Here is a 13380-nt window from a genome sequence, read left to right as displayed (position 1 = left end):
GGTTTTGGTGAACTAAGTTATTTCAAAGTACAGCTCAGGACGAAGACTGATTTTTCTTTTTGAAAATTATTAGTGAATCCTGCTTTTTTTTAGATATTCCGTAAATTGCAACCCGTAATTTCCATTTTCGTTAGCAATGCAAAAACAGAAAGCCTATATACCTATCCATAAAATTCGAATTGTAACCGCCGCTTCCTTGTTCGATGGTCACGATGCGTCCATTAATATTATGCGTCGTATTATCCAGGCCACAGGGGTCGAGGTAATTCATTTGGGACATGATAGGTCGGTGGCCGAAGTGGTGCATTGTGCCATTCAGGAAGATGCCAATGCCATTGCCCTTACCTCGTATCAGGGTGGCCATATGGAATACTTTAAATATATGTACGATCTGCTTCAAGAACATGGGGCCGGGCATATCAAGATTTTTGGCGGCGGAGGCGGGGTCATCTTGCCGGAAGAGATTAAGGAGTTAATGGTCTATGGCATTACCCGGATCTATTCCCCCGACGATGGCCGGCAATTGGGGCTTCAGGGCATGATCAACGATTTGGTGGCCCAAAGCGATTTTGCGGTACCTGCCATGCCTTTTTCCGAAAAATCGGCAGTAATGAAGGCCTTAAAAGAGAAGCGTATAGATAGTATTGCCCGAATGATAAGTTTGGCCGAGAATCGGCACGACGAATTTGAGGCCCTATTCGATACAGGGGCTATTTCATCCGACATCCCCGTAATGGGAATAACGGGCACCGGTGGGGCAGGTAAGTCGAGTTTGGTCGATGAGCTGGTCCGTAGGTTTTTGTTGGATTTTCCCGAGCGCCATATCGGATTGATCTCGGTAGACCCCTCGAAACGCAAAACAGGTGGGGCTTTATTGGGTGATCGCATCCGTATGAATGCCATTGACGACGAAAGGGTGTATATGCGTTCTTTGGCCACACGTCAAAGTAATCTGGCCTTGAGCCAGCATATAGCCGAGGCGGTTCAAGTGTTAAAGGCGGCCGATTTTGACCTAATCATTCTCGAAACCTCAGGAATTGGCCAGTCCGATACCGAGATCATCGAACATTCGGATCTTTCTTTATATGTTATGACACCTGAGTTTGGGGCGGCCACCCAGCTCGAAAAAATCGATATGCTCGATTTTGCGGATTTGGTGGCCATCAATAAATTCGATAAAAGAGGTGCCCAAGATGCCTTGCGCGATGTAAAGAAGCAGTACATGCGCAATAATGACCTCTGGGATACCCCTGCCGAGCAGCTGCCCATTTTCGGAACCATGGCTTCCCAATTCAATGATCCTGGAATGAACCGTTTGTATCAGGCGGTTATGCAGACCTTGGACGACAAAACGGCTTCGGATTGGGGCTCGAAATTGGAGTTGAACATTGAAGACGGGACCAAGAATTATGTGATTCCGCCAGCACGTACGCGCTATCTTTCCGAAATTTCGGAAAACAACAGGGGTTACGATACCCAAGTGGCCCAACAGGTGGCCGTGGCCCAAAAACTGTATGGGTTGTCAAAAAGCATACATACCATATTGGAAGCCAAAACGGAGGATACTTACCTATCGTCCCAAGGCTTGGAAGAGGCCCGATTAAACGAAGTGGCCCAGACCATGGGAAAAACCGATATAATCGATCTTTTGATAGCCGAGTTCAATACGCTCAAAAAAGATCTAGATGCACATAATTGGGATGTTATATTGGGCTGGCAGTCGGTAAAATCGCGTTATAAAGATCCTGTTTACAGTTTTAAAGTACGTGACAAAGAGATACGTATCGAGACCCATACCAAATCCCTTTCACAACTCGACATTCCTAAAATAGCCTTGCCTAAATATTCGGCTTGGGGCGATGTGTTGCGATGGAACCTACAAGAAAATGTACCGGGGAATTTCCCATATGCCGCGGGCTTGTATCCGTTTAAACGCACCAACGAAGATCCTACCCGTATGTTCGCTGGGGAAGGCGGTCCGGAACGTACCAACCGACGGTTTCATTATGTAAGTTTGGGTATGCCCGCCAAGCGTCTTTCCACGGCCTTCGATTCGGTTACTCTCTACGGTAACGATCCCGATCATAGGCCCGATATTTATGGTAAGATCGGTAATGCCGGGGTAAGTATCTGTTGTCTCGACGATGCCAAAAAACTCTATTCCGGTTTTGATCTCAGTAATCCTACCACCTCGGTAAGTATGACCATAAATGGTCCGGCACCTATGTTGTTGGCCTTTTTTATGAATGCCGCCATAGATCAAAATTGTGAAAAGTATATCAGAGAAAAGGGGCTTGAAAATGAGGTGACTTCGAAAATCGAGGCCATTTATGCCGATAAAGGTGTGGCACGCCCCCAATATGCCGGTGAATTGCCCGAAGGCAACGACGGACTAGGATTGTTGTTGCTGGGGGTTACCGGCAACCAGGTGTTGCCACAACCCATATACGACGACATTAAGGCCAAGACACTTACCCAAGTTAGGGGTACGGTACAGGCCGATATTTTAAAGGAAGACCAGGCACAGAACACCTGTATCTTTTCAACCGAATTCGCTCTTCGACTCATGGGCGATGTACAGGAGTACTTTATTGAAAATGCGGTACGGAATTTTTATTCCGTTTCCATTTCGGGTTATCATATTGCCGAGGCCGGGGCCAATCCCATAACCCAATTGGCCTTCACTTTGGCCAATGGCTTTACCTATGTAGAGTATTATTTAAGTAGGGGTATGGATATCGATAAGTTCGGGCCAAACCTGTCGTTTTTCTTTTCAAACGGTATCGATCCCGAATATGCGGTAATCGGTAGGGTGGCCCGTAAGATTTGGGCCAAGGCCATGAAACTTAAATATGGTGCCGGACCCCGGGCGCAAATGCTCAAATACCATATTCAGACCTCGGGTAGGAGTTTGCATGCCCAGGAAATCGATTTTAACGATATCAGGACGACCTTACAGGCCCTTTATGCGATTTACGACAACTGTAATTCGCTGCATACCAATGCCTATGATGAAGCGATTACCACTCCGACCGAAGAATCGGTAAGGCGGGCCATGGCCATTCAGTTGATCATCAATAAAGAGTTGGGCTTGGCCAAAAACGAAAACCCGTTACAGGGGGCATTCATTATTGAGGAGCTTACCGATTTGGTAGAAGAGGCGGTATTGGTCGAGTTCGATAGGCTTACCGAGAGAGGTGGTGTATTGGGGGCCATGGAGACCATGTACCAACGATCCAAGATCCAAGAAGAAAGTCTGTATTATGAAACCTTAAAACATACGGGCGAATTCCCGATTATCGGGGTAAATACCTTTTTGAGTTCCAAGGGTAGCCCCACCGTTCTTCCCCAAGAGGTCATTCGGGCCACGGAGGACGAAAAACTTGGTCAGATCAAAACCCTGGAGAACCTTCATAAGGCCAATGCTTCGGCCATGGAAAATAATTTAAAGGAGTTACAAACGGTAGCCACCCAAAATGGGAATCTGTTCGAAAAACTGATGGAAGTGGCCAAAACGGCTTCTTTGGGCCAAATGACCCAAGCTTTGTTCAGGGTCGGCGGGCAGTACCGTAGAAATATGTAAAGGGACTTATAGCGCTTTACGCCACGATTTAAATGCGGAGCGGAAGTGCTGTATTTCCGTACGCAGTAAATTCAGGTACTCTTTTTCCTTTACCCCGTCTTGTTCGAGACCGTTACAATACGATTGTAGGTTTCGGGTCATGATCTTGATCATGGAAAGGGTCGATTGCTTCTCCAACGGATTTTCGGCAGTGGCTGCCAAGGCCAATTTTTCGGGGATCAGCGTAGCATCGGTCAAAAGCGCATCGGCAATATGATCGCGATGGCTATTGCTGTGGTACAGGGCCATTACATCTTTATTATGCGAAATATAAGACACCAACGCACGGCTGGTTTGGTAAAGTTCCAGGGCCTTTTTAAAAACCGAATGTTCACTTAATGGCCTATACGACATAGGGTTGCAATTTTTTATAAAAATACGAACAGCTATTGGTTTATAGGTTTGTTAAAAATGCCATTATGGTTAAAATGATTATTTTTACAAGGTAAATATGTCTTATTGCTTAATAAAATGAAGTTGGATGCCCTTAACACCCGAATCCTGGAAATGTTGCAGCAAAATGCCCGGATCTCCTTTGTCGAAATGGCCAAGGAAATCGGGTTAACGCCTCCGGCCGTGGCCGATCGCGTAAAGAAGTTGGAGGAAATGCAGTTGATAGAAGGGTATCATGCCAAGATATCATATCTCAAATCGGGTTATCAGTTAAAGGCAGTGGTCATGCTACGGGCCTTTGTGGGGAAATTAAAGCCTTTTTTAACCAAAGTGAAAAGCTTTAACGAAGTGCAGAACTGCTATCGTATTACGGGTAATGAGAATATAATTATGGAAGTGGTTTTTAAGGATCAATTACATATGGAAAAGTTTATCGATGTACTGATTACTTATGGTGAGGTACGTACCCATATTATTTTATCGGAGGTGATTTCCAATGCCAAGGTGAAAACAAAGGTTTAGCTAGTGTTTTTTCAATTTGGTTTTGTTACCTTGGAATACCAAATGCCATTCAAATGTTATGGAAAAACTGATAAACCAATACAGTGACCTTGCCCTAGATAAGTTTATAACCTATGTGCCCCGGATCTTGTTTGCGATCTTGGTGGTTTGGGTGGGGTTTAAAATATCCAATAAGGTCGTGAAATGGGTCGATAAGGTTCTCGAACGGACCGGTTTTTCCGATTCCCTACGTCCTTTTCTAACTTCTTTAATGGGTTTCATATTCAAAGGGGCTATTCTGTTTGCCGCGGCTACCATTCTTGGTGCCGATCTTACGGGCTTGGTGGCTATTTTAGCCGCTGCGGGTTTTGCTGTTGGTATGGCCCTTCAGGGTAGTCTGGGCAATTTTGCTTCCGGTATATTGATTTTGACCTTAAAACCTTATAAAATCAGTGATTGGATCAAGGTAGATGACCATTTCGGTAAGGTGAGCGAGATCGGTATTTTCAGTACCCAGGTAATCACACCGGGTAATAAGGTATTGAATATTCCCAATTCGATGATAACCGATTCCGTGGTCACCAATTTGTCCGACAAGGGCCAGATACGTTTAGAACTCAGTGTGCATGTGCCCTACGCCGAGAGCTTTCCGAAAATAAAGCAAATCATCATAGACGAATTAATGGAGGTGCCCAAGATACTAAAAGGTCCCAAACCAGAGGTGGGTATCAAAAATTTCGATTCACATAGTATCGAATTATTGGTGCGGCCCTATGTATATCCAGACGATTTTTGGGAAGCCACCTTTCAGGCCAACAAGGCTATCAAATCGGCATTTAATCGCCATGGAATCAAAGTAGCGTATTCCGAGGGCATTGAAATGGGGGCGATTGGGGAATAATTGGATAGATTGATGCAGTATTTGTCGTTTTTGGCCGGGTTTTTGATTGTAGGATGTAAGCACCGATACCTAAAATTTGGTGGCTATATAACCAAGCCGTTCCGTATGCGTCATATATTTACCTTCATTGCCATATTTGTATTTGCTGCAGGTATGGGACAACCTATTTCATTAAAGAAAGGAGGCATTTCCGATGGGTTACCCGTTTCTGATACCATTGCTGAAACCTTTGCCCTGTTTTTGCCTAAGGCGTTTGAACCCAAACAGAAATGGCCGGCCATATTTGTATTGGACGATAAGGGTAGGGGTAAACAGGCTGTGGGTATGTTGACTTCTAGGGCAGAAGCTCGTGGTATTGTGGTAATTGGGCCCAATGCCCTGCATGACAGTGTATCGGTGAGTAAAAATATTCTGGCATTAGACCGTGTTTTTAAGCGTACGGCAAATCTGTTTTCGCTGGATTTGGAACGTATATATGTTATGGCATTTGACGATAGTTCCAATTTGGCCACTTTGGTGCCTGTTTTTATTAAAGGGGTCAGGGGTGTTATGACCGTAGGCGGTGGCATGGGTAACCCTGATTTATATGGAAGTAAAAATAAATTCCATTATATAGGTATTTTGGATAGGCAAGACTATCAGTATCCGAATATGTTGGTCAACGAGCGTATGCTTAACGCGAAGCGGATAACTAACGAGTTGTTGTTTTCAGATACCCCCGACGATCGCGGTGTGTTGATGGATATAGGTTTGGATATGTTTCAAGTAGATTATCTGGTAAAACAGGGTATGACCCAAACCGATACATTGTATGTGCAACAACGTTTGGATATAGCACTTGCCCAAGCGGCTACTATGGAGTCTAAGGGCGATTTTGTTGGAGCCTATGCCCTTTTAGGGGAAGTGGTTTCGCGATATAGACCTGTCTTTTCTATGGATTCGGTAAGCCAGAAAATGAAAGCCTTAAAGAAAAGTAAGGTGTTTAAGGCGCAACGGCGCATGGAATCGAATATGTTCTTAAAGGAGTCACTTACCAAAGAAGACCTTATCTTTTATTTAGAGGAAGATATCAGTTCGTATAATTTCGATAATTTGGGTTGGTGGGATTATAAGATACAAGGCATGGATTCTTTGGCTAGAAGCGACAAAAAACACCAAAGGCAACTCGGTAAACGATTAAAGGGGTATACCAAGGCCTTGTTCAACGAAAATATTCGGTTACTTGAAGAAGAAAAACCATTAGATGAAGAGGCTTTGGTGTTACTTCATATGCTCAAGGTCTTGGCTGATCCGAAAGACTATGATACCTATTTAAAGATCATTGCGAACAGTGCCAAGGTAGAAGAGCATGAAACGGCCCTCTTTTATCTCGAAGAGCTTTTGATAAATGGTTTTACCGATTACGATCGATTGGACAGTTTGCCTGATACCGGTCTATTCCGGATAAAGAAGGAGTATCGCGAGCTTCTGTCTAAATATAAGTCGGAATAAGAGCTATTTTACATGGCCTATATGGTGCGGCACTTCGCTCAGATCCCAATCGATTACCAGGCCTTCGGCCAGTCTATCCGCTACTTTTTTTCCATAGAGAAACTCGCAAAGGTATAGGGCGGCCTCAAAGCTTTTGGCACCCCCGGCCGAGGTTATATATTTTCCGTCGTGTACAAAAAGCACATCGTGTACTTCTAGGTTTGGGTATCGTTTTTTATAGGTTTCCAAATCGCCGGGAAAGGTGGTCGAAGCGACGGAATCCAATAACCCGGCTTCGGCCAAAACAAAAGCCCCATCGCAATGCGAGGTTACGAATTCGGCCTCTTTATCTATTTTACGCACAAAATCGAGCATTACGGTGTCTTTTAGATCCGAATCTAGATGGTGTTCTGCACTGGGTACGACCAAAATATCGATTTTGGGTAGCTCGTCTTGGGTATAGTCATAATCCGGTAAAATACGCATACCTTCAAAAGTGGTGATGGCTTCTAAGGTGTTGGCTACTGTAAACACGTTCATAGGTTTGATAGAATCCCTGAAAACGGTATGCTGAAAAATATCGAACGGGGCCGTTAATTCGGTATTGAAGGTGCCATCCATAATCAAAAAGGCCACGTTGTATGCGTTGGGGTCTAATTTGGGTAAGTACCTTTCACTTTTAACGATTGCTTGTGCTTCAGTGCTTTCTGGTTTTGACTTGGTTTGGCAAGCGGTTAGCGATAGGGCTAATCCTAGTAAAATATATGTTTTTCTCAAGGTGATACGCTCTTTTGGGTTTTTTCGGAATTCAGTAAATGTTGTAGCCATAAAAGTAACAAAAAGGCGATAATACAAACCCCTGTAATAATGTTCCAGGTAGTAAACCATCCGAATTTATCGGCAGACCAAGTACCAAAATTATGGGCAAAGACATGGGCCAAGGAAAAAGAGATGGTGTAAAGCGCCATATATTCCCCTTGTTTGCCTCGATTGGCCCTATCCATGGCAAAGGCATTGGAGAAGGGAAAGGCGATCATTTCCCCAAAGGCCATTAGTATAAGTCCAATGGCCACCATACCGATCCATCCGCCCAGGTTCAAGACCAAAAAGCTAAAAGCGGTTAAGGCAAAGCCTGTCATAACATGCGAGGTTTTGGTCCAAGTCCATTTTTCGAGATATTTTACCAAGGGCATTTCGAACACAAAAATCAAGAATCCGCTCATTCCCAATAAGATACCAATGGTGAACTCACTCAGGTCCCGGTCTTGGTGGTAATACAAGGGTACGGTCGAAAAATATTGGACAAAGCAAAAGGCGAACAGGGCCATAGCGGCAAAAAACACCCAATAAGGCAGATCGGTATATACTGATTTGGGGTTGGGGTTGATATAGGTTTCAGTGGCCTTGGCTTTCTTCGGGTGTAAAAAGAGCATCAGTAGAAATGCCGCAGCGATACAGCTGCCGCCATCGATCCAAAACAAACTAGAGTAGCCACTGGTCTCAATGATAATTCCGGCCAAAGCGGGTCCTGCAGAAAAACCAAGGTTAATGGCCATGCGTATCAAACTTACCGACCGGGTGCGGTTCTCCGGTTTGCTGTAGGCCGAGAGGGCTACAAACGTTGCGGGCCTAAAGGTGTCCGCGACCACAAGTAGGCTAAAGACTCCAAGACATAGCCCAGCAAACCCGTCAATGTACTGTAGGGCAATAAATAAAATCCCCGAAAAGAACAGGCTGCCCCACATTACTTTGTAGTAGCCAATGGCATCGGTGAGTTTGCCCCCGAGCCATGAGCCAACCACAGACCCTAGTCCAAAACAACTCATAATAATACCCACTTGCGACAGGCTTAGGCCTTGGTCTTCGGTAAGGTATAACGACAAGAAAGGAATTACCATGGTACCCGTTCGGTTTACCAGGGTAATGAGTGACAACCACCAAACCTCTGTAGACAGTCCTCTGAAAGAATCGATGTATTTCGTGTAGAGTTTTTTCATTTTAGCGCATAAAAAAGGCCCGACGAAAGCCGGGCCTATGAATTATTCTTTAAACGAATTCCACTCAGCACCGGAGGCTCTCGAAAGAAAGCTTCACTTGGTTGCAGTAAATGGAATTTGTAAACATGGTTCTCAATAATTGAAGTCCAAAGCTAAACAAAAAAAGGTTTGGTTGTATCTTTAGGGCTTGTTTCCCAGTGTTAAGAAATTGAAAACCCAACTATGCGAATTCTTTTAGCTATTGTATTCTTTGTGTTCGTGGCTTGTAAAGAGGAAAAAAAATACCACGACGATCTACGGCCAAGTTTGACCGGAAAACCGGAATTAATCAAAGATATTTTGGAATGGCAACGTAATAAAGATGCCGAATTTAGAAATCCTGAAACCTCTCCATTGACAGATTTGGGAAGAAAAGATTTTGAAGGCTTGGCTTATTTTGAGCCCGATACGCTTTTTAGGGTAGCGGCGAAGCTTCAGCGTACCCCGGATGCCTTGCCGTTTATGATGCCAACGACCACCGAACGGGAGGCCGAAGAAAAGGTTTATGGCATCGTTTCATTTGATATGGAGGGGAAAACCCATAGTTTGGAGGTGTACCAAAGTCCCGAATTAATGCAACAAAAGGGCTATGAAGATTATCTGTTCCTGCCTTTTTTAGATACCACCAATGGCAGTGAAACCTATGAAGGAGGCCGTTATCTCGATCTTCGTATTCCCGAGGGGGATATTATAATTGTTGACTTCAATAAGGCGTATAATCCGTTTTGTGTGTATAACAAAGATTTTTCATGCCCTATAGTTCCGGTGCGCAATACCTTGAATATTGCTGTAAGGGCGGGTGTTAAGGCCTATGTGAAAGACGGGAAGTAGCTTGTCTTTGGGGGTCATCGTGTCCCTAAAAAAAGGGCCATCTAAAAAAGGGTGCAACAGTTTCGGTTCTCTGGGTGAAGTGGGTGTAAGCTGTTTTTGAATACCCTTGCCTGGGGAGGCAACCGAAATTTCCTTTTTTGACGGCCCTTTGACCAACCTAAAATTTGTTGAAACTCAAAATACTACTACAGATTACTCAATTAATTGAAGGTATAAATGGCCGCTACCAAAAAAGAGGCCAATTGTCCTTGTGCATTTAGGTCGGGATCTACAAACACATCTTCCGAAATACTATCCAATCGGAGTTCGGGTTTAATATTCAGGTCTTTAAAATGGAGGTCTGCCGTTAGGGTAAAGGCGATACTTTCGATATCGGCACCATATACCGGGCCCCCGTCTTCCAATTCTTTAAAGTATTCGGCACGCAGTCCTAGGGCTGCATTATCCGAAAATTTATAGGCAGGGTAAAGGGCGGCACCGTAAAAACCGCTTCCATCCGTCTCTTGGTAACTGGCATTTATGCCCAAGAAGATCGACTCACTCAAATCAAAACCACCGGTATAATCGATTTGGAAGAGGGGTTCATTATCAACAACGGTTTTTACTCCGTCAATTAGGGCTGTTCCAAAACTTTGTTTGCCATAAAGTAGGTTAATGTATTGGCCGCCATAACCCAATTGGGCGCCCAACGAGAACTCTCCAAAGGGGTTGCTGTCGGTAAAATCGGTGGCACTCAAGAATCCAATCATGGCCGACCAGCCCTTGCCTAACTCAAAATCGGCTTTTAAGCCGCTATGGGAAAAAGGGCCATATGAGAATAAATAGGAGGTGCTGTAGTGGAAGTTGGCTGCAGGATTTATGACCTCATAACCTAAAAAGGTGTTGAAATTCCCAAGCGTTAGTTTTATGTTTTCCGAAGGCTTATAGTATACGTATAACTGATTGATGATATTGGTTGACCCTTCGGGAGACCCAAAAACGGCATCTTCACCCCTTGGGCCAAAAACCAAATCGGCAACGGCACCAACTTTTTCACCTTCATAAGCGCCGATGAGGTTAAACATACCTAGGGCAAACCCTGGGCTATTGGCAAATGAAGAGGCTGGGGCCGCGGCATCGATACTACCTGTTTGTTCGCCTCCTTCAATGATGGGGACTTCTTTGTTCAACCCGTTGAGATTGGTTCGAAAATAAGTGTCTACCCCGCCACTGATTTTCCATTTGGTCTCGGTACTATCTTGGGCAAGGGCGATGAAGCTTAGTAAAAAGCATAGGACAAACCCGTAAATTTTTCCGTTCTTTGTGAAAGTTGACTTTCTCATAATTTCAATGTTTTTGCCATTCCTTTTGGGAATGTGCGGATTTGATTCATGTTGAAAGGGAAAGGAACTGTACGGAGCGTTCTGCCAAACGCTCCGTTTTCCTTTATTTATGGCCTGTTAGGGCGAATGTATTAATGTTGGTTCATGCGGAAATCGGCATAGGCGTCCATACCGTGTTCGTGAATATCAAGTCCTTCAAGCTCTTCTTTTTCGCTAACCCGTATACCACTGGTCTTCTTGATTAAGAATAAGATGCCAAAGGCAGTAAGCGAACAGAAAATGGCGGTGCTGAAAACCCCAACGGATTGGTAGCCGAATTGGGCCCATCCGGCCTTGTCGCCAAAAATACCAACGGCTAAAGTGCCCCAAATTCCACATACCAAATGTACCGCTATGGCACCTACCGGATCGTCTAGTTTTAAGCGGTCTATAGCGCTTACGGCCAACACGATAATAGCGCCGGCGATGATACCAATGGCGATGGCTTCTAAGGGGCTCATTAAATCGGCGCCGGCTGTTATACCTACCAATCCGCCCAAGATACCGTTCAAGAACATGGTAAGGTCGTAGTTTTTAAATAGAACGGTAGAAAGAAAAAAGGCACCAATACCACCGGCCGCAGCGGCCAAGCATGTTGTAGTTAGCACTAAAGAGGTGGTTGCGGGATCGGCAGATAATACAGAGCCTCCATTAAAGCCGAACCAGCCCAACCAAAGTATGAGCACGCCGGAGGCGGCCAAGGGCAAGTTGTGTCCGGGAATGGCCTTTGGGGTGCCTTCTTCACTGAATTTACCAATACGCGGGCCTAAAAGATAAACGGCGACCAAGGCGGCCCAGCCCCCAACGGAGTGTACCAAAGTGGATCCGGCAAAGTCGTAAAAACCGGCATCTTCGCCACCAAGGGTAGATAGGAAACCACCACCCCATTGCCAAGAACCTACTATGGGGTAGATGAGGCCTACATAAATAAGGGTGAATAGCATAAAGCTGCCCAGTTTTATACGTTCCGCAACCGCGCCACTAACAATGGTTGCCGCTGTGGCAGCGAACATCCCTTGGAACAAAAAGTCGGTCCAATAGGTATACCCGCCATCGGCATAGTCTGGGGTGAGTCCGTTTTCCGGAATAGGAAGGCCAAAACCGGCAAAACCTAAGAAACCGTTGAACTCGCCTGGGTACATAAGATTAAAACCCCCTATATAATAGAGTACTAGTCCGGTGCAGATTATAAATACGTTTTTAAATAGAATATTAATGGTGTTCTTTTGACGGGTAAGCCCGATTTCAAGGAAAGAGAAGCCAAGATGCATAAAGAACACCAAGGCCGTACAGACCATCATCCAAACATTGTTTATCGTAAAAATTCCAGTTTCCATAATGTAAGTGTTAGTGGGTTAGTTAATACCTTGGGTACCGTTTTCTTTGGTTCTAATGCGATAGGCATCTTCTATTTCAGAAATGAATATTTTGCCGTCGCCTACCTCGCCAGTATAGGCTGATTCGAGTAAGGTTTGAACCGTTCGCTCCATAAATTCGTCTGAAACCACAATGCTGAGATACCTACGTTGTATATCGGTAGTGCTGTAAGATATGCCTCGATAGACATGACCTTGTTTTTCGTTACCTACGCCAGTAACGTCCCAATAACTAAAGAAATTCACCTCAATTTGGTGAAGGGCCTTTTTCACCTTGTCGAACTTCGACTTTCGGATGATAGCTTCTACTTTTTTCATAAATAAGGTATTGATTCGGGTCAAATCTATATAAATTGAATAATACCCCCTAAAAAAATAGGGGTATGTGTTATAAAATTATCAAATAATAGAATTAACCCCTATTAAAAATAGGGTGTAATAAAATTATATATATAAAAATATGATTTTCACCCCTAGTGTTTTTGGGGATGGCGTAGTTTGTTGTTGGCTTTTTTGAACAAGGGGGGGCGGATTTGAGGGGGTTAGCTTCAAATTACAGGGTAAACATCAGTGGAGCGTTCTATGTAGGGAAAGGGGAATTGCGTATTAAAGTGATTAACGTGAATCAAGAGTTGAACTCTCTGTGGTTCTCTGTGCTGCTCCGTGAAACTCTATGCAACAACACAAAAGGTTCAAGTTACACGGAGGCATACCGAGAATACGCAGAGTTACACAGAGAAATTGCGTCTGGTTTTCAGCAGATTACGTTAACCCTTGATACGCATGACTATTACCAATCTCGGGTTATTGGTCTTTACTCTTTTTATCTTAAGCCATCATTATTCGGATGGCTGAGTACTATTACAAAGAGTAATGCCAATGGTTTATA

Annotated in this window: 11 protein-coding genes; 5 read left to right on the top strand and 6 right to left on the bottom strand. The window is 44.4% G+C overall.

Features of this window, described 5'->3' with window-relative positions:
• The first annotated feature begins 136 nt into the window (after nt 1-136).
• Entirely contained in the window at nt 137-3583 is a 3447-nt protein-coding gene (locus B7P33_RS02910) for a methylmalonyl-CoA mutase family protein (RefSeq protein WP_097440446.1), read from the top strand.
• Between the two features lie 6 nt (nt 3584-3589).
• On the opposite strand, the gene B7P33_RS02905 is transcribed toward B7P33_RS02910, so the two are convergent.
• Entirely contained in the window at nt 3590-3976 is a 387-nt protein-coding gene (locus B7P33_RS02905; RefSeq protein ID WP_097440445.1) for a hypothetical protein, read from the bottom strand.
• A 117-nt stretch (nt 3977-4093) separates the two neighbouring features.
• Between B7P33_RS02905 and B7P33_RS02900 the strand changes: the two genes are divergently transcribed.
• The 3 genes from B7P33_RS02900 to B7P33_RS02890 all read left to right on the top strand — a co-directional run bounded on the left by B7P33_RS02900 (nt 4094) and on the right by B7P33_RS02890 (nt 6908).
• Nucleotides 4094-4537 (top strand): Lrp/AsnC family transcriptional regulator, encoded by a 444-nt coding sequence (locus B7P33_RS02900; protein ID WP_097440444.1) that lies wholly within the window; start codon nt 4094-4096, stop codon nt 4535-4537.
• Nucleotides 4538-4595: 58 nt separating this feature from the next.
• Nucleotides 4596-5417 carry a mechanosensitive ion channel family protein gene (locus tag B7P33_RS02895; protein ID WP_097440443.1) on the top strand — a complete coding sequence of 274 codons (822 nt, stop codon included), beginning with the start codon at nt 4596-4598 and terminating at the stop codon, nt 5415-5417.
• 105 nt (nt 5418-5522) lie between these two features.
• A complete protein-coding gene (locus B7P33_RS02890) occupies nt 5523-6908 on the top strand; it encodes a hypothetical protein (protein ID WP_141402374.1) in 1386 nt (461 codons plus the stop codon).
• 3 nt (nt 6909-6911) lie between these two features.
• On the opposite strand, the gene B7P33_RS02885 is transcribed toward B7P33_RS02890, so the two are convergent.
• Nucleotides 6912-7664, bottom strand: a complete 753-nt coding sequence (locus B7P33_RS02885; protein WP_394341515.1) for a DJ-1/PfpI family protein — start codon at nt 7662-7664, stop codon at nt 6912-6914.
• The gene (locus tag B7P33_RS02880; RefSeq protein WP_097440441.1) at nt 7661-8884 is read right to left on the bottom strand and encodes an MFS transporter; all 1224 of its coding nucleotides are present in this window, start codon (nt 8882-8884) and stop codon (nt 7661-7663) included. Before B7P33_RS02880 ends, B7P33_RS02885 begins: the two co-directional genes overlap by 4 nt.
• Before the next feature lie 222 nt (nt 8885-9106).
• On the opposite strand from B7P33_RS02880, the gene B7P33_RS02875 reads away from it, so the two are divergent.
• Entirely contained in the window at nt 9107-9754 is a 648-nt protein-coding gene (locus B7P33_RS02875) for a DUF1684 domain-containing protein (protein ID WP_097440440.1), read from the top strand.
• 200 nt (nt 9755-9954) lie between these two features.
• On the opposite strand, the gene B7P33_RS02870 is transcribed toward B7P33_RS02875, so the two are convergent.
• From B7P33_RS02870 to B7P33_RS02860, 3 genes are all read right to left on the bottom strand, one after another.
• Entirely contained in the window at nt 9955-11076 is a 1122-nt protein-coding gene (locus B7P33_RS02870) for an outer membrane beta-barrel protein (RefSeq protein WP_097440439.1), read from the bottom strand.
• A gap of 131 nt (nt 11077-11207) precedes the next feature.
• Nucleotides 11208-12452, bottom strand: coding sequence for an ammonium transporter (locus B7P33_RS02865; RefSeq protein WP_097440438.1), 1245 nt, complete (start codon nt 12450-12452; stop codon nt 11208-11210).
• 18 nt (nt 12453-12470) lie between these two features.
• A complete protein-coding gene (locus B7P33_RS02860; protein WP_097440771.1) occupies nt 12471-12809 on the bottom strand; it encodes a P-II family nitrogen regulator in 339 nt (112 codons plus the stop codon).
• Nucleotides 12810-13380: the final 571 nt, after the last annotated feature.

This window comes from Sediminicola luteus (assembly GCF_002514735.1).
Taxonomy (GTDB): Bacteria; Bacteroidota; Bacteroidia; order Flavobacteriales; family Flavobacteriaceae; genus HQA918.
The sequence above is the reverse complement of the archived record's forward strand: the minus strand, read 5'-3'. Positions and strand labels throughout refer to the sequence as shown.